Source organism: Nocardia aurantia (assembly GCF_009604425.1).
Taxonomy (GTDB): domain Bacteria; phylum Actinomycetota; class Actinomycetes; order Mycobacteriales; family Mycobacteriaceae; genus Nocardia; species Nocardia aurantia.
In genome coordinates, this window is the sequence record NZ_WEGI01000016.1 from 186,286 (window position 1) to 210,929 (window position 24,644).

Here is a 24,644-nt window from a genome sequence, read left to right on the forward strand (position 1 = left end):
ACCCTTGTGCGCGAGGGTCATTCGAGTTCCTCGTCGCCGAGTTCGTTGACCAGCAGCAGGCCGTCGCGGTGGCGCTGTTCGCGATAGGCGGTGCGGCCCACCAGATGTGCGATCGCCGGCGCGGTGACCACCGTGAACAGGCCGACCAGCAGCAGCACCCAGACGCTGCGGTGGCCGTGCACCTGGATCGCGGTGCCGGCCAAAATCAGAACCAGCCCCACCACCTGAGGTTTGGTGGCCGCGTGCATGCGGGAGAGCGTGTCCGGGAAGCGGATCATCGCCAGCGCCGCGGTGAACGCCAGCGCCGCGCCCGACACGATCAGGGTGCCCGCCACCCAGTGCGCGGCGGTGTGCAGCCAGGGCGCGGTGGTCGACAGCCAGGCCGTCATCGGTCGTCCCGGACCCGGAAACGGGTGACGGCCGCCGAACCGAGGAAGCCGACCAGCATCAGCGCGGCGATGGCGGGCAGCACCATGGTGTCCTCGCTGTAGGCGGCCCAGACCGCCAGCGCACCGGCCGCGATCGCCATCAGCGAGTCGATGCCGACGATGCGGTCCAGCGTGTTCGGGCCCGCCAGGATGCGGTACGCGGTGAGCAGGGCCGCGGCGGCCAGCAGCACCCCCGCGACGATCGTGGCTACGGTCATGGTTGCTCCTCCCGGCTGCCGGCGTCCGGCCGCTCGAAACTGTCGATCAGCAGCCGCTCCAGCCGCCGGGTGTCGCGGTAGAACTTTTCCACCGCCGCGTCGCTGCCCACGTTCAGGACGTGCACCCAGACGGTGGGATCGGTCCGATCGATCTCCAGCACCATGGTGCCGGGGATCAGGTTCAGCACGTCCGCGCACAGCACCAGCACCAGGTCCGAGCGGATGGCCAGCCGCACCCGCAGCACTCCCGACGTCGGCGCACCGGCCGGCCGGATCGCGAACCAGGCGACCTGCAGACTGGATTCCAGCGCGTAATACGTTCCGGCGACCAGTAATTCGAGCAGCGGCCGCAGGCGCACCCGGCCGGTGACGGACACCCGCGGCAGCGGCAGCGCCAGCATGACCACCGCGCCGAGCACCAGCCCGGCGAGCAGGTTGCCGACGCTGATGTCGCCCCACAGCGCGGTGTAGACGATGGCCAGCCAGACCAGCACCCCGATCCGCACCACGGTCTCCCGGCTCATCGGTCACCTCCGGAGCGCCACGAATCCGCCGGTCCCAGCACGGTGTTCAGATAGTCGGCACGATGACCGAGGTCGGTAGCGGCGCGCCCGGCGATGTCGAGGATCGGGCCCGCGAACACGGTGAGGCCGATCCCGACGGCGATCAGCGCGGCGGTCGGCAGCAGCATCAGGCGCGGGATGCGGCCCGGATCGCGCCGGTCGGCGAACAGCACGTCGGTGGACTCGTCGATCAGCGCCGACGGTGCGGCGTCGGCGAACTCACCCTCCGGGGCCTGGGTGCGGGGCCGCCAGAACGCCTTGCTCCACACCCGGGCCATCGCGTACAGCGTCAGCAGGCTGGTCAGCACCGACCCGGCCACCAGCACCCAGGCCAGCACGCTGCCGTCGGCGGCGCCGGCCTCCAGCAGCACGGTCTTGCCGATGAACCCCGAGAAGGGCGGTATGCCACTGAGATTCAGCGCCGGGATGCCGAACAGCAGGGCCAGCAGCGGACTCGCGGCCAGCAGCCCGCCGAGCCGCTCCAGCGAGGCCGATCCGGCCTGCCGCTCGATCAGTCCGACCACCAGGAACAGCGTGGTCTGCACCAGAATGTGGTGGGCCACGTAGTAGACGGTGCCGGTCAGGCCCGCGACGGTGTTGAGTCCCACGCCGAACATCAGATATCCGATGTGGCTGACCAGTGTGAACGACAGCAACCGCTTGATATCGCTCTGCGCGACCGCCCCCAGGATGCCGATCAGCATGGTCAGCAGGCCGCCGATCAACAGCACCCGGTCGAAGCCGGCGGTGGGGAACAGCAGCGTGTGCATCCGGATGATCGCGTACACGCCGACCTTCGTGAGCAGGCCGGCGAACACCGCAGTGACCGGGGCCGGCGCGGTCGGATACGAGTCCGGCAGCCAGTTCGACAGCGGGAACACCGCCGCCTTGATGCCGAAGGCCACCAGCAGCACCGCGTAGACGGCGCTGCGCACCCCGCTCGGTACGTCGCCGAGCCGGGTGGCCATGTGCGCCAGGTTCAGCGTGCCGGTCGCCGCGTACGCCAGCGCGATGCCGGTGAGGAAGACCAGCGACGACAGCATCGACACCATCGTGTAGGACACCCCGGCCCGCACCCGGTCCGCGCTGGCGCCGAGGGTCAGCAGCACGAACGACGCGGTCAGCAGCACCTCGAAGCCGACGAACATGTTGAACAGATCCCCGGCCAGGAAGGCGATCGACACGCCGGCGCTCAGGACGAGGTAGGTGGGCTGGAAGATCGAGGTCGGCTGGCGTTCGGCGCCGTCGCTGATGCCCTGTCCGACGGCGTACATGAGCACCGCCAGCAGCACGATCGCCGACACCAGCAGCATCGCCGCGGACAGGCGATCCACCACCAGGGTGATACCGATCGGGGTGCGCCAGCTGCCGATCTGCAGGGCGGACATCCCGTAGTGGTCGGCCAGCCACAGCAGAAGGCCGTCGATCGCCACCACCGCGCTCAGGGCGGCCACCGAGATCGTTTGCTGCAGCCGCGGTTTGCGCCCGGCGATGAGCGTCCCGGCCGCGGTGAGCAGCGGGATCAGCACCGGCAGCGGCGTCAGGATCGGTGCCAGCGCGGGGGAGGGGGTCACGTCTCGCGATCCCCCTCCCGCTGCGCGGCGACCCGCAGATCCTCGGGATCGTTCTCGACGGTTTCGGTGGTGGTCAGCCGGTAGGACCGGTAGGCCAGCGCCAGGACGAACGCCGCCACGCCCATGGTGATCACGATCGCGGTCAGCACCATCGCCTGGGCGAGCGGGTCGGCGGTGTCCTGATGGACGCGGTCGTGCTCGCCGAGGATCGGGGCGCGGCCGTCCGGGCCGCCGACGGTCACGATGAGCAGGTTCACGGCGTTGCCGAACAGGATCATCCCGAGCAGCATCTTCGAGACCGCGCGTTCCAGCACCAGATACACGCCGCACGCGACGAGCACCCCGATGAGGATCAGCAGGGTCAGATTCGCGGTCATCGCACCTCCTGCCCGCGACCGGGCGCGTTCGCCTCGCTGTCGAGGCCCGCGCCGAGACTGCGCAGCACGTCCAGGACCAGTCCGACCACGATCAGGTAGACGCCGAGGTCGAACAGCATCGCGGTGACCAATTTCACCGCGCCGATCAGCGGGAGCGTCACCTGGATGATCGCCGAGGACAGCGGCGGCGCCCCGAGGAACATGGAACCCGTCGCGGTCCCGGCGGCGAACACCAGTCCGGTGCCCAGCAGTTGCCCGGCGTCCAGCGGCAGCGCCTCGCCCAGTTCGTAGCGGCCGCCGGCGAGATACCGCAGGACCAGGGCCAATCCGGCGGTCAGCCCGCCCGCGAAGCCACCGCCCGGCGCGTTGTGACCGGCGAAGAAGAAGTAGGCCGACATCGCCATGATCGTCGGGAACACCAGTCGGGTGGTGATCGCCAGCACCATCGAGCGTTCGCGGGCGGGCAGCAGCGAGGCGGCGGTCAGCCAGTCCGGCGCGGCCGGATCCGGGGCGTAGCCGGGCGCGTCGGCCACCCGCGGGGCGAGTCCGAAACGGCGGCTGCGGAACACCAGCGAGGCCACCCCGGTGGCCGCGACCACCAGCACCGAGATCTCGCCGAGGGTGTCCCAGCCGCGGGCGTCCACCAGCAGCACGTTGACCGCGTTCTTGCCGCCGCCGAATTGGTAGGCGGCCATGGGGATCCGGCGCCAGATCGGTTCGGCCGTACGCGCCGCGGTGGCGAACGCGCCCAGCACCGCGACCACCGTGCCGACCACGATCGCGAGCCCGGCCCGGCGGAACCGTAGCGCCGCGGTGCGGCCGGGCTCCACCTCCGCCGGGAATTTGCGCAGCACCAGCACGAAGATCACGAGAACCAGTGTCTCGACCAGGAATTGGGTCAGCGCCAGGTCGGGGGCGCCGTGCAGGGCGAAGATCACACCCGAGCCGTAGCCGGTGACCCCGACCAGCAACACCGCGGCCAGCCGGTTCCGCATCACCGTGGCGCCGATCGCCATCGCCGCCATGATCAGCCCGATCACCGGCTGGGCCGGAGAGTCCCACCAGCGCAACGAGACCCGGGCCCGGGCGCCGAACAGCAGCATGACCGTCGGCAGCACGGCGAGGGTGGTCAGGATCAGCGCCTGGTTCAGTGGCAGCGAACCGCGTTGCGTCGCACCGGTCATCCGCAGCGACAGGGTGTCCATCGTGGCGAGGACGCGATCGTAGACTCGGTCCGCGTTGCCCAGCCGCGGATTCGCGGATTCACCGAAGCGGTCCCGGATTTCGAACAACACCATGCCGCAGGCGATCACGACCATGGACAACGCCAGCGCGTGCCCCCAGCCGTGCCACAGCGCGAGGTGCTCCGGCTCGGCGCCGGGCAGGGTCTGCGCGTACGGCCGCAGCAGCCCATCCAGCCAGGGCGCCCCCAGCCCCGCCGCCAGGCTGAGCACCGCCGCGATCCCGGGGGGCAGCAACAACATCGGGCCCGGCCGGTGCCAACGTTGTTCGGGCGCGGGTAGTTTCGCCGATTCGGGTTTGGTTCCGAAAGCGCCCCACAGGAATCGGAGGCTGTAGCCCACGGTGAGCATGGAACCGATCACCACGCCGAGGGTGAGCAGCCCGCGTACGGGTGCGGACAGGTTGTCGGCGGTGAGCAGGGCCGCCAGCGCGCTCTCCTTGCCGACGAAGCCCAGCAGCGGCGGGATGCCCGCCATGCTCAGCGCGGCCAGGATGGCGATCACGCACAGCGCCGGTGCGCGCCGGCCCAGGCCGGACAGCCGGCGCAGATCGCGGGTCCCGGCGCCGTGGTCGATGATGCCGACCACCATGAACAGCGCGGATTTGAACAACGCGTGCGCCACGATCATGGTCACGCCCGCCAGCGCCGCCGCGGGGGTGCCGACACCCAGCAGCACCATGAGAAAGCCGAGCTGGCTCACGGTGCCGAAGGCCAGTACCAGCTTCAGATCGGTCACCTGTAGCGCGCGCAGGCCCGCCAGGATCATCGACAGCAGGCCCAGGCACAGCACGATCGGATGCCAGGGCGCGCTCCCGGCGAATCCCGGTGCGAGCCGCGCCACCAGGTAGACGCCGGCCTTCACCATCGCCGCCGCGTGCAGGTAGGCGCTGACCGGTGTGGGTGCGACCATCGCGCCGGGCAGCCAGAAGTGCAGCGGGACGATCGCCGATTTGCTCAGCGCGCCGACGAGGATCAGTACCAGCGCGATCGCGGTCCACCAGTCGTGCGGCCGCACCCGGATCAGCACGTCCGAGAGCAGATAACTGCCGTAGTGCTCGCCCACCATGACGATGCCCACCAGCATCGCCAGCCCGCCCGCGGCGGTGACGAGCAGCGCCTGCATCGCGGCCCGGCGGTCCGGCCCCTGTTCGGAATGGTGTCCCACCAGCAGGAACGACAGAACGGTGGTGACCTCCCAGAAGGTGTACAGCAGCAACATGTTGTCGCTCACGACGAGGCCGAACATCGCCCCGGCGAAGGCCACCAGATAGCCCGCGAAGATGCCCAGCCGCTGCGCGTCGTCGTCGTCGAAGTAGCGGGCGCAGTAGATCAGGATCAGCGCGCCGATGCCGAGCACCAGCGCCGACATGATCGAGGCCAGCACGTCGAAACGCAGATCCAGATCCATGTGCATGGCCGGTGCCCAGCCGATCGCGATCCGCTGCCCGTCGTTCCAGTGCGTGGCCACCCAGGCCAGCCCGCTCAGCGGGGCCAGCGCCAGCACGTAGAAGGCGCGCCGGCCCAGCACACGCACGCACGGCAGCGCGACGACAGCGGCCGCGGCATGGGCGAGCAGGATCGCGAGCAAACATCACTCCGTCGGGTCGGCGGCGGGGTGGGCGCTGTCGATCCTACGTGCCGCCAGGGTGTTTCGAGCCCGGCGACGGTATGGCGTCGACCATGTTCGCGCGGCCCGGCGCATGGCCGCTGGAGGGGCTATAGGCCTGCAACCTCGCCCGCCCTCAGCGGCCTGTGGATTTGGGCCGATGACCCGCTCGGGCCTCGACCTCGGACGTGTCGGCCGCCACGGGCGGCGGTCCGTACACGACCGGCTCCCGCCAGTGCCGCAGCGCCAGCAGGCCCGCGGCACAGCCGACCGTGATCGCCAGTGCCGTCCAGTCCGGTGCCGGCGAGTCGATGTTCGGCGCGGGCAGGATGTGCCAGTGGTTGCCGCCGATGACGGTCCCGGAGGTGACGTCGCCGCGATCGATGTGGTCGCGCACCGCCAGTACCACCGACGGCAGCAGCACGATGGTCACGCCGAGCACACGGGTGGGGTTGTAGCGCGGGGACGCGCTGCCGAAGGCGTAGCCGACGACCAGCGCCAGCAGGACACCCGACACCGCGGTGCCGATCGGGGTCTGGCTGTGTTCCGTGGCGGCGGTGTAGACGGCCAGCGCGGCGAGCAGGACCAGGGCCGTCATCGGGCCCGGTCTGCGGAAGCCGAGGATCAGGCCCGCCCCGATGACGGCGATCAGCGGCCACACCGACCAGGCCGGGAAGGACGGTGGCTGGATCGCGCTGTCGACCGCGATGGCGGCGATCGCCAGCAGCACCATGATGCCGTCCCGGCGCGGCAACAGCATGGCCGCGACGAATCCGGAGAGCACGGTCGCCACCACGCTCAGGGCGATGGCGGCCACGCTGTCGGCGTGCCGGGCCAGCCACTCGGAGACCATCAGTGTCACCCCGACGAACAGCACGCCCGCGATGACCGGCGAGAGCGGTAGTTCGACCGTGCGCCGCTCGAGTCCCTGCCGATGACGGTTGACGATCGTGCCGATCACCACCAGTACCAGGGTCACCGTGATCAGCCACAACGGAATCGAGTCGACGGCGGGCCAGCCGCTGTGCGGAGTGGCGGGCAGGTCGATCTGGGCGACCGAGGGGACCGATCCGGCGGCCCCGACGACCACGCTGCCCAGCGCGCCGAGCGTCCACCCGAACACCTGTAGTCGCCCGTGCAGCACGGCCGTCGCGATGCCGCCGAGCAGAATGCCGCCCGCCACCGAGTCCAGGAAGTTGACCGTGGACAGTGATCCGGTCGGATTGCCGAAGTGACCGATCAGATGGTTCAGGAACAGGATCGCGATCCCGCACGAGGCCGCGCCCCAGGCCGCCAGGCCGTGGTTGATCGTGGTGGCGAACACCGCGACGATCAGCGCGATGAGACAACCCGCGGCGATCGATCGGGGCAGGCTGTAGGCCAGCAGATCGAGCTCGACAGCGGTCGCGCCGGTGGTCCACGGGAAGTCGATAGGCAGCAGCAGCGACATTCCAGCAACCATCATGGCCAGGAAGGCCGTGACCATCTCGAAGATGCTGCGATTGGTCGCCACGACCTGAAAATACCCCAAAAACGGACAGGGTGGGACCAACTGGCCGGATAACCGTATAGCCGCATTTCAGATCACGCGAAGGCCACGATAGCAAACTTGTAGCTACATGTAGTCGCGGGGCCATGCCTCGGGATCGTCGATACCGGCGCGGCGATCCGCGTACCGGCGCAGCGCCGCCACCTGCTGTTCGTCCAGCGACGGCCGGACCGCGGCCCGGGCGGCGGCCATATCGGCGACGGTGATGTCGGCGGCGTCGACGTCGCGCCGCATCGCCGCCAGCGCGGCCTCCCGCAACAGCGCCGAACAGTCGGCGGCCGAATAGCCGTGCAGATCGGCGGCCAGCACGGTCAGATCGATGTCGGGGGACAGCGGCACCGACCTGGCCGCGGTCTTCAGCACCGCGGCGCGCGCGGTGGCGTCCGGCGGCGGCACGAAGACCAGCCGTTCCAGCCGACCGGGCCGCAGCAAGGCCGGATCGATCAACTCCGGCCGATTGGTCGCGCCCAGCACCACGACTTCCCGCAGCGGCTGCACCCCGTCGAGCTCGGTCAGCAGCGCCGCCACCACCCGGTCGCCGACGCCGGAATCGCTGCTCTGGCCGCGCCGCGGCGCCAGCGCGTCCACCTCGTCGAGGAAGATCAGCGAGGGCGCCGAGTCCCGGGCCCGCTGGAACAGTTCGCGCACGGCCCGTTCCGACGAACCGACCCACTTGTCCATCAGTTCGGCGCCCTTGACCGCGTGCACGCTCAGCTGCCCGCTCCCGGCCAGCGCGCGGACCAGGAAGGTCTTGCCACAGCCCGGCGGCCCGTACAACAGCACGCCGCGCGGCGGATCGATCCCGAGGCGGGCGAACGAGTCCGGATGCTGCAGCGGCCACAGCACCGCCTCGGTGAGCGCCTGCTTCGTCTCGGTCATGTCGCCGACGTCGTCGAGGCCGAGGCCGCCGGTGGACAACTCCTCGGTGCCCGACCGCGACAGCGGCCGGATCACCTCCAGCGCACCCAGCAGATCGGCCAGGGTGAGCACCGGATCGGTGTGCTCGCGGTCGGCCCGCGACGCCGCGCGCAGGGCCGCCTCCCGGCACAGCGCCGCCAGATCCGACACCACGAAACCCGGTGTGCGGGCGGCGACCTCGTCCAGGGGCGCGTTGTCGGTGGGCACTTTGCGCAGCAGTTGCTGCAGCAGCTGTTTGCGTACCGTCGCGGTCGGCAGGGTCAGCGCCACCTCGCGATCGCACAGCTCCGGCGCGCGCAACCGGCTGTCGGCGCCGGCCGGATGCGAGGTGGTGGCCAGGAAGGCGACTCCGGCCGTCGCGACCGCCGCCCGCAGCTGATCCAGGATGAGGGCCGCCACCGGTTCCGGGTCGGCGGGCAGCAGCGCGTCGATATCGGTGATCAGCAGCACCCCGCCGGAACCCGAGCAGACCTCCGACACCGCGAGCCCGACCTCCCGCAGCCGGGTTCCCGCGTCGGTGGCGCCCACGGTCGGGCCGTCCAGTTCGACGATGCGGCGCGGCGAGGCCACCGCTCGCGCCAGCGTCGCCTTGCCGCCGCCGGCCGGTCCGGTGATCAACGCGCCCAGATGTGGTGGCGCGCCGAGGGTTTTCAGCAGATCGGGCTTGTCCAGGGCCAGGCTCAGCCATTCCGACAGCTTCGCCGCCTGCGCGCGCACGCCCGTCAACTCCGCGATCGGGACCACCGACGGCCGCTCCCGCACCCGCATCCGGGTGCCCGGCACCGGCTCGGCCGCATCCGGTTCCCGCATGCTGCGCACCTCCGGCGCGCGATGCGTCTCCGGCACGCCCGCACCCCACACCACCGCGCTGTTCGGCTGCACGCTGACCGGCCCGTGCGCCGGATCGGTCGCGGTGATCGTGAGCAGTTCCGAGGTCCAGGCGATGCCGAAGGTCCGCGACAGCGCCTGACTGGCGGCCGCGGTACTGGTTCCCGGCCCGAGATCGCGCGGCAGCAGCGACACCGCGTCGCCGACGGTGACCACCTTGCCCAGCAGCGCCTGCCGCAGCGTCGACTCGGCGATCGCCCGGGTGGCCTGCGCCGACCCGGTCACCGACAACTGCCGGGCCCCGTACACGGTCGCCGGCGCGACCACCACGGTCGCGTCCTCCCGCACACCCGCGTTGGACAGCGTCACATCGTCGAGCAGGATCACCCCGGTCGGCGTGTCCGCCGGCGCCACCCCCGCCACCGCGGCGGTCCGCCGCGATCCGACGAGCGCGATCCCGTCCCACTCGCGCAGCCCCAGCGCGGCCAGCACCTCCGGATGCACCCGGACCACCCCCCGCCGGGCATCCGCAGCCGAATGGTTCAACCGGGCAGTCAGCGACAGTTCGGGCACGAGCCCCATTCTGCCCGTACGGCACCGCGCGCTGCCGCCCCGCTGTCGCAAGTCATCCGCGGGGAGCGGTCGGCCGCGACCGCGCGGCGTGGCCGGGTCGGCTCAGCGGCGTCCGCCGGGCCGCCGCAGTCGTAACCGCGCCGAGGAGTAGTCGAGGACGGCCGGGCGGCGGCGGGACGCCCGGCGCTGGGCCCGGCGCTCGGCGGGCTTGTGATGCCAGGTCTCCGGGCGGGCGGCGACCCAGCGCTGCGAGCGCCACGCGAACGGGATGTGCACGATGTACAGCCCGACCAGCACCATCAGCAGGATCAGTGGATAGGTGATCAGCGCGGCGGCCCCCAGCGCGACCAGGACCAGCAGCAACGCCGCGGCCTGCGGCGCCACCGACACCGACTTCATCGCCAGGGTCGGGATCGTGCTGACCGCCAGCAGCGCCGCGAACACCGTCCAGGCCGAGGACACCGGAAAGTTTGTCCACCAGCCCGCGCCGAACTGCTCGTGCAGCGCCACCGGCAGCAGCGAGATCAGCGCGGCGGCCGGGGCGGGCACACCCACGAAGTAGTCCCGCTCCCAGTCCGGCCGGGTGTCGTCGTCCATCAGGGTGTTGAACCGGGCGAGGCGCAGCACGATGCTGACCGCGTAGATCAGCGCGATGATCCAGCCCGCGCTCTCCTGTCGCAGCAGCGTCACGTACAGCACCAGCGCGGGCGCGACGCCGAAGGAGATGGCGTCCGAGAGCGAGTCGAGTTCGGCGCCGATCTTGGTGGTCGCCGACAACATGCGGGCCAGGCGGCCGTCGAGGGTGTCCAGCACGGCCGCGGCGCCGATCATCGCCAGCGCGCCGCCGAGCGCGTTGTCCAGGGCGAACTTCACCGCGGACAGGCCCGCGCAGAGCGCGAGGATCGTCACGACGCTGGGCAGGAGCAGGACTGTGCGGCGCCGGCCATTGCCGATCGCGGTTTTGCCGATCATGACGCCAGTTCGGCCAGCACCGTCTCCCCGCCGACCGTGCGCTGACCGGGTTCGACCAGCAGCGTCGTCCCGGCCGGAAAGTAGGTGTCGACCCGGGAACCGAAGCGGATCAGGCCGTACGTGTCCCCGATGGTCAGCCGATCACCGGTCCGGGCGTCGCACACGATGCGGCGCGCCAGCAGACCGGCGATCTGCACCACGGTGACCAGCTGCCCGGCTTCGGTCTCCAGCAGCATGGTGTTGCGCTCGTTCACCGAACTGGCCTCGGGCAGATCCGCCGAGCGGAACTGGCCGGGCCGATAGGCGACCTCCCGCACGATGCCCGACACCGGGGTGCGCTGAACGTGCACGTCCAGCACCGACAGGAAGATGCTGACCCGCGGCAGCGGCTGCTCACCGAGGTCCACCTCGGCGGGCGGGACCGCGGTGTCGACCAGCGCGATCTGCCCGTCGGCCGGGGCCACCACCACATTCGCCCGATTGGGCGGGACCCGGTCCGGGTGGCGGAAGAAGGCCGCGGTGGCCGCGGCGGTCACCAGTCCGGCCCGGCGCAGCCACTTCCGGCGGCCCGCGAGCGCCGCGACCGCCAGCGGGCCCGCCACGAACGGCAGGCCGGCGGGGTGCAGCGGCGGAATCGCATCCCGGACCAGGTCGGCGACATGGCCGAGTCCGGTGCGTTCGGGAGTGCCGGGCGGGGTGGGTCGGCGGGCCACAGGCTCCTCTTTCGTGCTGGGGGTAATCGCGTTCACACCTTACGGGACCGAGCTCGGCCGGGACCCGGTTGTGTACCCGTGCCCGCGTACGTTCCGCCGGTCGGAGCGGGGACACCGGTGGAACCCGGCCACCGCGGCTCCGGCCGGGCGAAGCGGCGGTATCGGCCGGCGCACACTGGTCCTATCGGTCGTTCGGTAAGAACATGTACCGGCGACCGATTTGCCGGTAATATGAGGTGGCCTCATGTCTGCGGCATTCGCGGTGGACGATGCAGTGCGTGTCCATTCGGTGTGATGTCGGCCCGGTGCGACGCCGATCTCGTTCGGCGTCGGTGCGGTGCCGCGGCGCGAGTCCGATGAAGAAATGTTCCATGCGCGGGTGCGGCCGCGGATCGTGGCGACACCTGCCGAGGTGTACCTAGGAGACGCACGATGGCTGCTCGACTCGCGCACATCACGGGTTCCGAACACACCGCTCTACTGGGGCTGGGCGTCTACCGCCCGCAGCGGATCGTCACCAACGACGAGGTCGCCGGGCCGATCGACTCCAGCGACGAATGGATACGCACCCGCTCCGGCATCCACACCCGGCGGTTCGCCACCGGTTCGGAAACCGTGGTCACCATGAGCACGGAGGCGGCGCGCGGCGCGCTGCGATCCGCGCGGATCGAGGCCGAGCAGATCGACTGTGTCGTCCTGGCGACCTCGACGTGGCCGCTGCTCACGCCCGCCGCGGCGCCACAGGTCGCCACCGCGCTCGGCATGGGCCACCCGCCCGCCTTCGACCTGTCCGCCGGCTGTGCCGGGTTCTGTCACGGCCTGGCGGTGGCCTCGGATCTGATCAAGGGCGGCACCGCCCGGCACGTGCTGGTGATCGGTGTGGAGTTGCTGTCGGCGACGGTCAATCCCGCCGATCGCGCGACCGCGTTCCTGTTCGGTGACGGCGCCGGCGCAGTGGTCGTCGGCCCGGCGAGCGAGCCCGGCATCGGCCCGACCGTCTGGGGTTCCGACGGCACTCAGCACCACGCCATCCGGCAGGACAAGAACTGGGTCGAGTTCTTCGCCGAGTTCGACGAGCGCGGCGCGGAGGCCGTACGACCCTGGCTCGCGATGGAGGGCACGGCGGTATTCCGTTGGGCCGCACACTCTTTGAAGCAGGTCTGTCTGGACGCCATCGGCGCCGCCGGACTGCGGCCGGGCGACCTCGAGGCGATGATCCCGCATCAGGCCAACGGCCGCATCATCGAGATCATGGCCCGGGAGCTGGATCTGTCGCCGAGTTGCGCCCTCGCCGGCGACATCGAGGAGGCGGGCAACACCTCCGCCGCGTCGATCCCGCTGGCGATGGAGGCGCTGCTGCGCAAGGGCGACGCGAAACCCGGCGCCGACGCGCTGCTGGTCGCGTTCGGCGCCGGACTGTCCTGGGCCGCGCAGGTGGTGAAACTACCGAACTGGCAGTGACACCGGAACCGTTGCGGCCGTTGGCAACTCAGCGTTCCACGACGGTCTTGATGCGTTCCAGCGTCTCGTTCATGCCGCGCACCAGCTCGGCCTCGAACTTCTGCTCGCCGCCGAGGAACGAATTGATCAGCATGCGAACCGGTTTGCGCACCCCGTTGGGGACGTCGCGGCGCTCGATCAGCCGGGTGCCGGTCTCGATCGGCTCCAGCGTGTAGCTCCACACCACGCCGTTCTCGAGCATCCGGAACGCGAACGCCTGGTTGGGCACGTACCGGACGATGCGAGAGGTGGTGGGGTAGACGTATTTGCCCTCGACGCGATTGAGGTTGATCGTCCAGGTCCCCGCGCCCGGCGAGCCGAGTGGGATCATGCGTTTGGTGGTCGGACTGAACTCCGGCATCCGCTTCGGATCCGAGATGACCCGCCAGACCTGTTCCGGCGATGCGGAAATGTCGACGGTGGCTTCGAGAGTATTCGGCAACGCTGACTCCGAGAGATGTGACGTCAAGTACCACACAGCGTACCGGCGGGTCGCCGCCGCGGAAGGGCCGGGCAGATGTCACCTCGTTGAAAATCAACTGCATCACAGTCTGCGGCCAGAGGTACCCGAGCACGTAATGCGCGACGGACAATTATCTGTAGACAAGCGGCAGGCAACGAAGCATCCGACCCGAGCTATTTCATTCCAGACGTGAGGTGATCGGCCGTGAAGCTGCGCTTTCTCCTCAACCGCCGGCAGGCGGAATCCCTACCGCTCCTACCGCTCTCCGAAGATGCCGGACGGCGTCCGGGTCAGTGGACGCGGCAGGCGCGCGCAGAACGGGAGGAACGACTGGAACGTCTGCTGACGCCCACCGAACGTGACCTCGTCGAACACCACGACCTGTGAACCCCTTCGAGCGTGTCCCGGCGCCGGTGGAAAATCCGCTGGTAGAGAACCCGGCTCGTCACCGGCGCCGGTGACCTCCATACTTTGGACGTGACTTCACCAGCTGCTGCCAGACCCGCGATCCTGAGCGTCGACGACGATCCCGGCGTCTCCCGCGCTGTCGTCCGCGACCTGCGCCGCCGCTACGGCGAGGATTATCGGATCATCCGCGCGGAGTCCGGCGCCTCGGCGCTCGACGCCCTGCGCGAGATGAAGCTGCGTGGTCAGCCGGTGGCCGTCCTGATCGCCGATTTCCGGATGCCGGGAATGGACGGCATCGAATTCCTGGAACAGGCGATGGATCTGCATCCGTATGCCCGGCGGGTTCTGCTCACCGCCTACGCCGACACCAGCGCGGCGATCAATGCGATCAATGTCGTCGATCTGGACCACTATCTGCTCAAGCCGTGGGATCCGCCGGAGGAGAAGCTGTATCCGGTGATCGACGCATTGCTCGAATCCTGGCGCGGTGACGAACGCCGGCCGGTGCTCGAGACCAAGGTGATCGGCCACCGCTGGTCCGCGCGCTGCTCCGAGGTACGGGAGTTCTTGGCGCGCAACCAATTACCGTATCGCTGGTATCTGGCCGACGAGCCGGAGGGCGAGCGCCTGCTCGCGGCGGCGGGCGCCGAGCCCGACCAGTGTCCGGTCGTCATCGACGCCACCGGCCGCGCCCTGATCACCCCCAGCGACAGCGAACTGGCCGGCAGCGTCGGCCTCAGCACCGCCCCGGCCGGCGACTTCTACGACCTGATCGTGGTCGGCGGCGGCCCGGCCGGACTCGGCGCCGCGGTCTACGGCGCCTCCGAGGGCCTGCGCACCGTCCTGGTCGAGCGCACCGCCACCGGCGGCCAGGCCGGGCAGAGCTCCCGCATCGAGAACTACCTGGGCTTCCCCGACGGCTTGTCCGGCGCGCAACTCGCCGACCGCGCGCGGCGGCAGGCGGTCAAGTTCGGCGCCGAGTTGATCACCGCGCGCGAGGTGACCGGGCTCGAGGCCTGTGGTTCGGCCCGCGTGGTGCGCTTCGGCGACGGCAGTTCCATCGCCGCGCATTCGGTACTCATCGCCACCGGGGTCAACTACCGGCACCATCCCGCGCCGGGTGTGGACGATTTCACCGGCCGGGGCGTGTACTACGGCTCGGCCATGACCGAGGCGGCGGACTGCGCCGACCGCGACGTCTACATCGTCGGCGGCGCCAACTCCGCCGGTCAGGCGGCGGTGTTCCTGTCCCGCAACGCGCGCACGGTGCACATCCTGGTGCGGTCCACCTCGCTCGAGCAGTCCATGTCGCACTACCTGGTCCAGCAGATCGAGCAGATCCCGAACATCGTGGTGCACCCCTGCACCGAGGTGGTGTCGGCCGAAGGCCGCGACCATCTGGAGCGGATGGTGCTGCGCAACAACGCCACGGGCGGTGAGGAGAAGGTCGAGGCGGAGCGGCTGTTCCTGTTCATCGGCGCGGCCCCCGAAACCGACTGGCTGGACGGTTTGATCATTCGGGACGAGTATGGATACGTGCTGGCGGGTCCGGATCTGATGGTCGACGGCGCGCGGCCGGCCGGCTGGGAACTGCCGCGACCGCCGGGTCACCTGGAGACCAGCGTCCCGGGTGTGTTCGTCGCCGGTGATGTGCGCTCGGAGTCGGCGAAGCGGGTCGCGTCCGCCGTCGGCGAGGGTGCCATGGCGGTGATGCTCGTCCATCGGTATCTGGCGAAGCAGTAGCAGGTAGGAGGAAACGGACATGGGCACGCGGTTGGTGTGCGACCCGGACGAATTGCGGTCGCTGTTCCTGTTCGAGAAGCTCGACCACGACCAGCTGGCCTGGCTGTGCCGGGACGGCCGGGTCGAGGAGTTCGAACCCGGCCTGGTCTTCCGGGAGGGCGAGCCGGCCGAGAACTTCTATGTGCTGTTGTCCGGCGAGGTCGTGCTCACCCGGCTGTCCGCCGGCGAGGAGATCGAGCTGGTCCGCACCGCCCACCGCGGCTCCTACGGCGGCGCGTGGACGGCCTACCTGGGGGATCGGGCCGAGACCACCTACACGGGCTCTTTCTACGTCACCGAGCCGTCCAGATTCTTCGTCGTCGACGCGGCCACCTTCTCGCAGATGATGCACGAGTGGTTCCCGATGGCGGTGCACCTGCTCGAGGGCCTGTTCTTCGGTAACCGCAATTCCAACGAGATCATCGGCCAGCGGGAGCGGCTGCTCGCGCTCGGCCAGCTGTCGGCGGGACTCACGCACGAGCTGAACAATCCGGCCGCCGCCGCGGTCCGGGCCACCGGTTCGCTGCGGGAGCGGGTGGCCGGCATGCGCAGCAAGCTGAAGATGATGGCGCGCGGCAAGTTCGACTCGAACACGCTCGAGGCCCTGGTTCAGCTCCAGGAGGAGGCGGCTGCGCAGGTCGGCAAGGCCCCGGTGCTCACGCCGCTGGAGGCCGCCGACCGGGAGGACGAACTCGGCGGCTGGCTCGAGGACCACGACATCGGCGGCGGCTGGGACATCGCCCCGAACTTCGTGCAGGCCGGATTCGACATCGACTGGCTGGAGAAGGTCGCCGCGACCCTGGAGGGCTGCGACAGCGGCACCGTGGAGGGCGCGATCCGCTGGTTGAACTACACGGTCGAGACCGAGTTGCTGATGAACGAGATCACCGATTCGACCATCCGGATCTCCTCGCTGGTGAACGCGGCCAAGCAGTACTCCCAGATGGATCGTGCCCCGTTCCAGGTGGTCGACATCCACGAACTGCTCGACAGCACGCTGGTGATGCTGGCCCGCAAGATCGGGGACGGCGTCGAGGTGGTCAAGGAATACGACCGCACGCTGCCGCCGGTGCCCTGCTACGCGGCGGAGCTGAATCAGGTGTGGACGAACCTGATCGACAACGCGGTGGCCGCGATGTCCGGCCACGGAACCCTCACCGTCCGCACATATCGCGAGAACGACTGCGCGGCAGTGGAAATCTGCGACACTGGTGCCGGCGTCCCACCGGAGCTGCGACATCGCATCTTCGAACCGTTCTTCACCACGAAACCGGTCGGCGAGGGAACCGGTCTCGGCCTGGACATCTCGTTCCGGATCGTGGCCAAGAAGCACGGTGGCGACATTCGGGTCGAGTCGGTCCCCGGCGATACCCGGTTCGTCGTCCGGCTGCCCTTGGAGCAGGCGGAACCCGAACCGGCACAGCCGATTACCGGAAGTGAGTGATATGCAGAACATCGAGGGCATCGACCCGGCGGTCCCGCCCAGCGGCACCGGCTGTGTGGAATGCGAACAGGCCCAGGGCTGGTGGGTGCATCTGCGCCGCTGCGCCCAGTGCGGTCACATCGGTTGCTGCGACACGTCACCGGCCCAGCACGCCACGAGACATGCCGCGGAGACCGGCCATCGGTTCGTCCGCAGCTTCGAGCCGGGCGAGCAGTGGTTCTGGGACTACCAGGCCAACGAGATGTTCGACGAAGGTCCGAAACTGGCTCCGCCGCAACATCATCCACGTGAGCAGACGGTTCCCGGCCCGCGCGAGCGGGTGCCGGCGGACTGGCGCGACCACGTGCACTGAAACCCGGGCCGCACCACCCCGCCCCGGCGCGCCGGGTACGCTGCCAGCGCGCCGGGTACTTCCGGTGCATGTCGACCGTAGCGGGGAATGAATCGGTGATGAGAACGATCGCGGTACTCGCCGTCGTGGCGGGTACGTTGACGCTCGCCGGATGCGGTGGGAAGGACACGGCCACCGACGCGAACGGATTGCGGCAGAAGGTTTCCACCAGCAGCGTCGCGACCTCGGCGCCGAAGAGTCCCGCGCCGGTGGCATCTCCGCCCCCCGCTTCCGAAACGCCTACCGCCACAGCGACTTCCGCCGCCGCGAGCACCGCCCCGGTCGCCACCGGGACGCTCGGCCCCGCCTCGCGTACCCCGTGTAGTCAGTTCAAGACCCTGGACGTCGACGCGGAGCGGACCCTGATGAACCAGGTGCTGGCCGAGAATCCGGGGTCGAAGTTCGAAGGCAGCCCGAACGTCGCCCTGGGCACCGCGAAGCTGGTCTGCCTGTCGGCCAGCCGCGCCGACACCCCCGTCGCGGTGGCGATCGGCATCGCCGCCGGTTAGTTCTCGTCGCGAGCCCGGATCCCGGCCGGATTCGTAGCGCAATGATCGTCAACCAAGCGTTGACGAATTGGCTCGAGTCAACCTATCGTTGACGCATGACAGACAATCTCCGACTCGACGACCTGATCGAGGGAATCAAGCGGGCCCGCCCCGACAACGCGCTGGAACAGCTCTCGGACGCGGTCGTGGTGGCGGGCCATCTGGGCGAGGTCGCCGACCATCTGATCGGCCACTTCGTCGATCAGGCCCGGCGCTCCGGCGCCTCCTGGACCGATATCGGCAGCAGCATGGGCGTGAGCAAGCAGGCCGCCCAGAAACGGTTCGTCCCCAAGGAATCGAGTAATCCGGCGGCGATGGACCCGAATGCCGGCTTCGCGCGGTTCACCTCGCGGGCCCGGCATGTCGTGGTGGCCTCCATGGAAGAGGCGCAGGCCGCCGGCAACGCCGAGATCACGCCGGAGCACCTCGTGCTCGGCCTGCTCAGCGAGCCCGAGTCGCTGGCGGCGGTGGTCATCGTCGGCAAGGGCGTCGGACTCGACGCCGTCCGCCGGGTCGCCACCGCGGCGCTACCCCCCGCGGCCGGCGAGGTGCCCGCCCTCGTCCCGTACAACGGCGCCGCGCGCAAGGCCCTGGAACTGACCTTCCGTGAAGCACTTCGCTTGGGGCACAACTACATCGGCACCGAGCACATCCTGCTGGCACTGCTCGAACTGGAGGACGGCAACGGCGTGCTGTCCGGCCTGGGACTGAACAAGCCCGACATCGAACGAGACGTGGCCGCGCTCCTCGCCTCGGTGACCGGCGCCCCCGAACAGCCCCCCACTCCCTCCGCCTGAGGGCACCGACCACCCCGGCCCCGGCTCGTGTGCCGACCTCCGAACGGAGGTCAGTGCCGGTGCGCCACGGCGAACACCCGGCGGAACGGCATCCAGGTGCCACCGTCGGGCTGCTGCGGATAGGCGGCACGCAGCAGGGCGCCGAGTTCCCCGGTGAACCGGTTCCATTCGGCATCGTCGAGCGCGTCCCGCACCGGCCGCAGCGCGGTGCCGGTGACCCAGGTCAGCACCGGGTCGTCCCCGGAGAGGCGCTGGACATAGGTGGTCTCCCAGGCGTCCACCGCGAGCCCGGCCGCGGCGAACAACGCCGCGTACTCGGTCGGCTCGAGGACGCTGCGGGCTTCGAGGATCCCGGTGGCCGCCAACCGGTCCTTCCAGTGCGGCCGCCCGGCCACCTCACGGATACTGCTGTGCGAGGGCGCGTCGAAGTTCCCCGGCACCTGCAACGCCAGCCAGGCGCCGGCGGGCAGCTCCGCCGACCAGCGCCGCAGCAGATCGGGATGCCCGGGCACCCATTGCAGCACCGCGTTGGTGACGACCACGTCGGTATCGGCCTCGGGCTGCCAGTCCCGCACATCGAGCAGGGTCGCGTGCACACCGCGCGCCCGGGCCGCCGCCACCATCTCGGGGGAGGAATCCGACGCCTCGACGATCGCCTCGGGCCAGCGCTGTGCCAGCGCGCCGGTGAGATGCCCGGGTCCGCAACCGAGGTCCACGACACGCCGTGGGCGTTCTGCGCCGATCCGATTCAGCAATTCGAAAAAGGGGCGGGAACGATGATCGTCGAAGGTCAGATACTGCTGTGGATCCCACATCGGCGGCTCCCGTCGCGTCATGCACCAAACCGTACGTACGTACTGTATTAGCCATATGCCGCTCCCGCAAGGGCGATATGGATACCATGTAGCTATGGCGGATGACCGGGATTCCGACATGATTGCCGGAGAATCGCGCGGTGACCTGCTGCATGCGTTGACCTATGTGTCCACGGAGTCCGGTCCCGACGGTAGCTACATAGTGAACGGAGACCTCCCCCCGGAGGTCGCTCCGCCGTTCATCCGCGCCATCATGCGCATAGAAGCAGAGCTACTGCTGCACGACGCCGAGCAGGTCACCATAGACCGCGGCGAACCGCGCACCCCCGAAGAGCGCCGAGCAGACGCCTTCCTAGCCCTGGCCCTACGGGTAACCGACACCTGAGCTGACCCCGGCACTCCGGGCAAACCCGGCACCTGAGCCCGATGCTCCGGCAGCAACCGGCACCTGGCCGGCGCTCCAAGTGCAGACCCCTGAGCCGTTCGCGGCCCGTCTCGATCCTGGACTGACGGAGCGAGGGAGCGCAGCGACTGAGCGGAGGAGGGAAGGATCGAGACTCAGGGGCCGCGAACCCGCCGAAGCGAAGCGAAGGCCATCAACACAGCCTTGCACTCGGTATCGGCGAGTGCTAAAAATGGATCTGGCACTCCCGTCATGTGAGTGCTAGGTCGGGACGGTGAGACCGGGTACCACGACACCCCCGGTCGTCCGTCGCGGGCACCGAACCTGGCCAGCGTCAATGGAGCGATCCAACCCTGCGGTCGCTCTGTGTGTCAGCCATATACGTGGAGGATCTCAACAACGCCATGGCCAAGACAATTGCGTACGACGAAGAGGCCCGTCGCGGTCTCGAGCGGGGCCTCAACAGCCTCGCCGATGCTGTCAAGGTGACGCTCGGCCCCAAGGGTCGCAACGTCGTCCTGGAGAAGAAGTGGGGCGCCCCCACGATCACCAACGATGGTGTGTCCATCGCCAAGGAGATCGAGCTCGAGGACCCGTACGAGAAGATCGGCGCCGAGCTGGTCAAAGAGGTCGCCAAGAAGACGGACGACGTCGCGGGCGACGGCACCACCACGGCGACCGTGCTGGCGCAGGCGCTGGTGCGTGAGGGTCTGCGCAACGTCGCGGCCGGCGCGAACCCGCTGGGTCTGAAGCGCGGCATCGAGAAGGCCGTCGAGGCGGTCACCGGCCGCCTGCTGGCTTCCGCCAAGGAGGTCGAGACCAAGGAGCAGATCGCCGCCACCGCCGCGATCTCCGCCGGCGACTCGTCCATCGGTGAGCTGATCGCCGAGGCCATGGACAAGGTCGGCAAGGAAGGCGTCATCACCGTCGAGGAGAGCAACACCTTCGGTCTCCAGCTGGAGCTGACCGAGGGCATGCGCTTCGACAAGGGCTACATCTCCGGTTACTTCGTGACCGACCCGGAGCGTCAGGAAGCGGTCCTCGAGGATCCGTACATCCTGCTGGTCGGCTCGAAGATCTCGACCGTCAAGGATCTGTTGCCGCTGCTGGAGAAGGTCATCCAGGCCGGCAAGGTGCTCCTGATCATCGCCGAGGACGTCGAGGGCGAGGCCCTGTCGACCCTGGTCGTGAACAAGATCCGCGGCACCTTCAAGTCCATCGCCGTCAAGGCGCCGGGCTTCGGCGACCGCCGCAAGGCGCAGCTGGCCGACATCGCCATCCTGACCGGCGGCGAGGTCATCAGCGAAGAGGTCGGTCTCTCCCTGGAGACCGCCGGCCTGGAGCTGCTGGGCCAGGCCCGCAAGGTGGTCGTGACCAAGGACGAGACCACCATCGTGGACGGCGCCGGCGATGCCGAGGCCATCCAGGGCCGCGTGGCGCAGATCCGCACCGAGATCGAGAACTCGGACTCGGACTACGACCGTGAGAAGCTGCAGGAGCGCCTGGCCAAGCTGGCCGGCGGTGTCGCGGTGATCAAGGCCGGCGCCGCCACCGAGGTGGAGCTCAAGGAGCGCAAGCACCGCATCGAAGACGCGGTCCGCAACGCCAAGGCCGCTGTCGAGGAGGGCATCGTCCCCGGTGGTGGCGTGGCCCTGCTGCAGGCCGCCCCGGCTCTGGACGAGCTGTCGCTGACCGGCGACGAGGCCACCGGTGCGAACATCGTTCGCGTCGCCCTGGCCGCGCCGCTGAAGCAGATCGCCTTCAACGCGGGCCTGGAGCCCGGCGTGGTGGCCGAGAAGGTCTCGAACCTGCCGTCCGGCTCCGGCCTCAACGCCGAGACCGGCGTCTACGAGGACCTGCTGGCGGCCGGCGTGGCCGACCCGGTGAAGGTGACCCGTTCCGCGCTGCAGAACGCGGCGTCGATCGCGGCCCTGTTCCTCACCACCGAGGCAGTCGTCGCCGACAAGCCGGAGAAGACGGCCGCCCCGGCCGGCGATCCGACCGGCGGCATGGGTGGCATGGACTTCTGAGTCCCGCCTCCCGGCACCGTTTCGACCGCGAAGCCGGTCCGCCCGTCTGGGTGGGCCGGCTTCCGGCATTCGGGGGGACCAGGATCCCGGACAATTAAGGAGCCCCAGGTCGCATACATAAAGCAGAGGCGGCCTGGGGCGTACAGGAGACAAGATAGCATCTCGCCTGTGACCGCTGTCGTGACGACCGTCTCTGTTCGAGAAAGCCTGCTATCGCTGTTGACGGCTGAGCGCCTTGCGCCGTATCTCCACGAAGCTGACGGCGACACGGATCTGGCGATCGAGCTCTACTCGTGGAACACAGCGATCGCGGCCGCCAGTATGGAGGTCGTTGCCTATATCGAAGTCATTCTGCGTAATGCGGTCGATCGCGAACTCGCGAAGTACGCCGACGAAGAACGGCGGAAGTTTCCGTGGTTCATGCTCCCCATGGTCACAGGGGCATCGCACGATGCCATCACCAAGGAGATCGAGATCACTCGCGCAAGACTTCGAGGGATCAGCGCTGATCGAGACTCACGTGACCAGATCATTGCCGGCCTCTCGTTCGGATTCTGGACCGAACTGTTCGGATCGAAGCACGAGGAGTTGTGGCGCTCCGCACTGAGCGCTGCCCTGCCTGGAACACCGAACGGTCGGCGGAAGAACGTCACCGCCAAACTGGAGCGCTTGCGACTCTTTCGAAACCGGCTTGCTCACCACGATTCTCTGCTTGCCCAAGATGTTCTGTTCCAGCTGGACGAGATGCTCACCCTGGTCGAGTGGATCAGTCCGGACGCCCGGGCCTGGCTCGCTGGCCGTGAGCGTGTGAGTGGTCTGTACAACGAGCGCCCAGTCACGCCCATCGACACACTGGTCGTCCCGACTGTCGAGGCATGGCGGCTGTACCTGAACCATGGTGTCTACATCTGCCCACCCGGACGCAACTTTCGTCCCACCGACTACCTGGCCTTCTACGCAGAGCGTGAGATCAAGCCCGTGGTGGCCCGCATCCTGTACCACCGCGACAACGTGGAGTGGACAGTCGCGGAATCGCTTCGACTGTCGAACCTCGTCGGCGACATCCACCGGAACGATCGGAAGATCGCGACCGCGATAGCTGCCAGTCGATCCGAGGGGTGGACGGCTGGCAGATATCAGATTTTCCTGCTGAGCAGAACCGGGCACCCGGCGCACATCGAGCTCAAAGCGGCTGTGCGGCATCTGCAAACCGGTCGGGGTTCCTCCTATGTGCGCCGACACCGTTACGTCTCTCACCACAGACTTCAGTCGGCGAGGACTACTGCGGACCTGACTCCGGTGCTCGGACTGGACTGATCTCCGAACCCGCCCGATCCGAAACCCTACCCCGAGCCGCTTACTCTCTACGGAACCCGCCTTATGCCAACCGATTTGGAACTTGTCGGTGGGTTCGCGATGATAAGCAGTTGGCCTCGCATCGGGGTCACGGGAATGGGAGAAGAACATGTTTGTGCCGGGGAAGACGATCGCGGGTCTGGCGCTGGGCGCGGCGGCTGTCGCACTGACGGCCACGGCCGGGCCCGCCGCGGCGGACGACGGACACCTCTACGGTGCCTTCGCCGTCTCGACGGAGAATCCGGAGGACGCGTACATCATCGGCGGCGCCCGGAACTACGGCAGCCAGGAAGAGGCCGACGCGGCGGCACTGGGACAGTGCCACTACTCCAACTGCTGGGTGGTTCTGCGGTACGTGGACGGGTGTGGCGCGATCTCGGCGCGCGACGGCCGGGTGCTCGGCGCGCTGGGATCGTCGAAGCGGGACGCGGAGAACGCGGCGATGGGGCTTTTCGGGCCGCCGCGGCCGGCGACGCTGAGCTCCGACGGCAGCTCGACGGAACTGCTCGACTCGGCGTGCACCGGTGCCGGTCCGCGCTGAATTGCCGAGTGTCGCTTTCGAAGCCGATTCGTTCCGGTGCGGGCGGATCGGCTTCGCTCATTTTGGCCGGATGACCAGGCGATTTGACATCGAAAGTGGTTCGCACGTAACTTAATCCAGGTCAGAGCGACACGGACGCCGACCCGGAGCCGAGAGGCCAGGGACACGAGGCCGGACGATGAGCGCCTGACAGGATCACACGGCTCGACTGGGACCCCGATTTGGATCGGGATCGCGGGGTGGGCTAAGCTGGGAAAGTTGCCTTACCGAGATTCACCGGATCTTCCCGGTGGACTGGTTTGTGCGTGTGTTCTTTGAGAACTCAATAGTGTGTCGATGAATGTCAGTGCCAAATTTTTTGGTCCCGATTTCTCATACCCCCGTGTGAGGGTCGGGCATTTAGTCAGCTTTTTGAGCTGGCGTTGTTTTTGTCGGGTTTTCGGACTCTGGCCTTTGAAAGTTTTTTTGATTCGCCCTTTTGGGGGTGTTTCGAGAGTCTTCAACGGAGAGTTTGATCCTGGCTCAGGACGAACGCTGGCGGCGTGCTTAACACATGCAAGTCGAGCGGTAAGGCCTTCGGGTACACGAGCGGCGAACGGGTGAG

At 68.9% G+C, this 24,644-nt stretch carries 23 protein-coding genes and 1 rRNA gene; 12 read left to right on the forward strand and 12 right to left on the reverse strand.

The window, feature by feature from the left end; genetic code table 11:
* Positions 1 to 17 precede the first annotated feature (17 nt).
* From mnhG to NRB56_RS33410, 10 genes are all read right to left on the reverse strand, one after another.
* Positions 18 to 389: a monovalent cation/H(+) antiporter subunit G gene (gene mnhG, locus NRB56_RS33365; protein ID WP_153348330.1), complete on the reverse strand. Its 372-nt coding sequence runs from the start codon at positions 387 to 389 to the stop codon at positions 18 to 20.
* Complete coding sequence (locus tag NRB56_RS33370) at positions 386 to 646, reverse strand: monovalent cation/H+ antiporter complex subunit F (protein WP_153348331.1); 261 nt, start codon at positions 644 to 646, stop codon at positions 386 to 388. Before NRB56_RS33370 ends, mnhG begins: the two co-directional genes overlap by 4 nt.
* The gene (locus tag NRB56_RS33375; RefSeq protein WP_153348332.1) at positions 643 to 1,170 is read right to left on the reverse strand and encodes a Na+/H+ antiporter subunit E; all 528 of its coding nucleotides are present in this window, start codon (positions 1,168 to 1,170) and stop codon (positions 643 to 645) included. Before NRB56_RS33375 ends, NRB56_RS33370 begins: the two co-directional genes overlap by 4 nt.
* Positions 1,167 to 2,783: a Na+/H+ antiporter subunit D gene (locus NRB56_RS33380; protein WP_319943903.1), complete on the reverse strand. Its 1,617-nt coding sequence runs from the start codon at positions 2,781 to 2,783 to the stop codon at positions 1,167 to 1,169. Before NRB56_RS33380 ends, NRB56_RS33375 begins: the two co-directional genes overlap by 4 nt.
* Positions 2,780 to 3,160: a Na(+)/H(+) antiporter subunit C gene (locus tag NRB56_RS33385; RefSeq protein ID WP_153348333.1), complete on the reverse strand. Its 381-nt coding sequence runs from the start codon at positions 3,158 to 3,160 to the stop codon at positions 2,780 to 2,782. The genes NRB56_RS33380 and NRB56_RS33385 overlap by 4 nt, the downstream gene beginning before the upstream one ends.
* A complete protein-coding gene (locus NRB56_RS33390) occupies positions 3,157 to 5,991 on the reverse strand; it encodes a Na+/H+ antiporter subunit A (protein WP_153348334.1) in 2,835 nt (944 codons plus the stop codon). Before NRB56_RS33390 ends, NRB56_RS33385 begins: the two co-directional genes overlap by 4 nt.
* A 154-nt stretch (positions 5,992 to 6,145) precedes the next feature.
* Positions 6,146 to 7,522 (reverse strand): hypothetical protein, encoded by a 1,377-nt coding sequence (locus NRB56_RS33395; protein WP_153348335.1) that lies wholly within the window; start codon positions 7,520 to 7,522, stop codon positions 6,146 to 6,148.
* A 102-nt stretch (positions 7,523 to 7,624) separates the two neighbouring features.
* On the reverse strand, positions 7,625 to 9,877 hold the full coding sequence (locus tag NRB56_RS33400) for an AAA family ATPase (protein ID WP_319943904.1): 2,253 nt from the start codon (positions 9,875 to 9,877) through the stop codon (positions 7,625 to 7,627).
* A gap of 102 nt (positions 9,878 to 9,979) precedes the next feature.
* Positions 9,980 to 10,849 (reverse strand): CDP-alcohol phosphatidyltransferase family protein, encoded by an 870-nt coding sequence (locus NRB56_RS33405; protein ID WP_153348337.1) that lies wholly within the window; start codon positions 10,847 to 10,849, stop codon positions 9,980 to 9,982.
* Positions 10,846 to 11,562 (reverse strand): phosphatidylserine decarboxylase, encoded by a 717-nt coding sequence (locus tag NRB56_RS33410; RefSeq protein WP_319943905.1) that lies wholly within the window; start codon positions 11,560 to 11,562, stop codon positions 10,846 to 10,848. The genes NRB56_RS33405 and NRB56_RS33410 overlap by 4 nt, the downstream gene beginning before the upstream one ends.
* 432 nt (positions 11,563 to 11,994) lie before the next feature.
* Here NRB56_RS33410 and NRB56_RS33415 point away from each other — a divergent pair, with 432 nt between their 5' ends.
* A complete protein-coding gene (locus NRB56_RS33415) occupies positions 11,995 to 13,023 on the forward strand; it encodes a beta-ketoacyl-ACP synthase III (RefSeq protein WP_153348338.1) in 1,029 nt (342 codons plus the stop codon).
* 28 nt (positions 13,024 to 13,051) lie between these two features.
* Here the strand turns inward: NRB56_RS33415 and NRB56_RS33420 are convergent, their stop codons facing one another.
* Entirely contained in the window at positions 13,052 to 13,504 is a 453-nt protein-coding gene (locus NRB56_RS33420; RefSeq protein WP_153348339.1) for an SRPBCC family protein, read from the reverse strand.
* A 225-nt stretch (positions 13,505 to 13,729) separates the two neighbouring features.
* Between NRB56_RS33420 and NRB56_RS33425 the strand changes: the two genes are divergently transcribed.
* The 6 genes from NRB56_RS33425 (at position 13,730) to NRB56_RS33450 (ending at position 18,895) form a co-directional block, all read left to right on the forward strand.
* A complete protein-coding gene (locus NRB56_RS33425; RefSeq protein WP_153348340.1) occupies positions 13,730 to 13,912 on the forward strand; it encodes a hypothetical protein in 183 nt (60 codons plus the stop codon).
* A 90-nt stretch (positions 13,913 to 14,002) separates the two neighbouring features.
* The gene (locus tag NRB56_RS33430; RefSeq protein WP_319943906.1) at positions 14,003 to 15,676 is read left to right on the forward strand and encodes an FAD-dependent oxidoreductase; all 1,674 of its coding nucleotides are present in this window, start codon (positions 14,003 to 14,005) and stop codon (positions 15,674 to 15,676) included.
* Between the two features lie 19 nt (positions 15,677 to 15,695).
* Complete coding sequence (locus NRB56_RS33435) at positions 15,696 to 17,159, forward strand: ATP-binding protein (RefSeq protein WP_153348342.1); 1,464 nt, start codon at positions 15,696 to 15,698, stop codon at positions 17,157 to 17,159.
* A 1-nt stretch (position 17,160) separates the two neighbouring features.
* The gene (locus NRB56_RS33440; RefSeq protein ID WP_153348385.1) at positions 17,161 to 17,511 is read left to right on the forward strand and encodes a UBP-type zinc finger domain-containing protein; all 351 of its coding nucleotides are present in this window, start codon (positions 17,161 to 17,163) and stop codon (positions 17,509 to 17,511) included.
* 98 nt (positions 17,512 to 17,609) lie between these two features.
* A complete protein-coding gene (locus tag NRB56_RS33445; RefSeq protein WP_153348343.1) occupies positions 17,610 to 18,059 on the forward strand; it encodes a hypothetical protein in 450 nt (149 codons plus the stop codon).
* 95 nt (positions 18,060 to 18,154) lie between these two features.
* The gene (locus tag NRB56_RS33450) at positions 18,155 to 18,895 is read left to right on the forward strand and encodes a Clp protease N-terminal domain-containing protein (protein ID WP_153348344.1); all 741 of its coding nucleotides are present in this window, start codon (positions 18,155 to 18,157) and stop codon (positions 18,893 to 18,895) included.
* A gap of 50 nt (positions 18,896 to 18,945) precedes the next feature.
* On the opposite strand, the gene NRB56_RS33455 is transcribed toward NRB56_RS33450, so the two are convergent.
* Positions 18,946 to 19,710, reverse strand: a complete 765-nt coding sequence (locus NRB56_RS33455; RefSeq protein WP_153348386.1) for a trans-aconitate 2-methyltransferase — start codon at positions 19,708 to 19,710, stop codon at positions 18,946 to 18,948.
* A 94-nt stretch (positions 19,711 to 19,804) separates the two neighbouring features.
* Here NRB56_RS33455 and NRB56_RS33460 point away from each other — a divergent pair, with 94 nt between their 5' ends.
* The 5 genes from NRB56_RS33460 to NRB56_RS33480 all read left to right on the forward strand — a co-directional run.
* On the forward strand, positions 19,805 to 20,095 hold the full coding sequence (locus NRB56_RS33460; protein ID WP_019932438.1) for a DUF222 domain-containing protein: 291 nt from the start codon (positions 19,805 to 19,807) through the stop codon (positions 20,093 to 20,095).
* Positions 20,096 to 20,517: 422 nt separating this feature from the next.
* Positions 20,518 to 22,143 (forward strand): chaperonin GroEL, encoded by a 1,626-nt coding sequence (gene groL / locus NRB56_RS33465; protein ID WP_153348345.1) that lies wholly within the window; start codon positions 20,518 to 20,520, stop codon positions 22,141 to 22,143.
* Between the two features lie 168 nt (positions 22,144 to 22,311).
* Positions 22,312 to 23,460: a hypothetical protein gene (locus tag NRB56_RS33470; protein ID WP_227838535.1), complete on the forward strand. Its 1,149-nt coding sequence runs from the start codon at positions 22,312 to 22,314 to the stop codon at positions 23,458 to 23,460.
* 148 nt (positions 23,461 to 23,608) lie between these two features.
* Entirely contained in the window at positions 23,609 to 24,040 is a 432-nt protein-coding gene (locus tag NRB56_RS33475; RefSeq protein ID WP_153348346.1) for a DUF4189 domain-containing protein, read from the forward strand.
* A gap of 499 nt (positions 24,041 to 24,539) precedes the next feature.
* Positions 24,540 to 24,644 (forward strand): 16S ribosomal RNA (locus NRB56_RS33480); the annotation flags it as partial.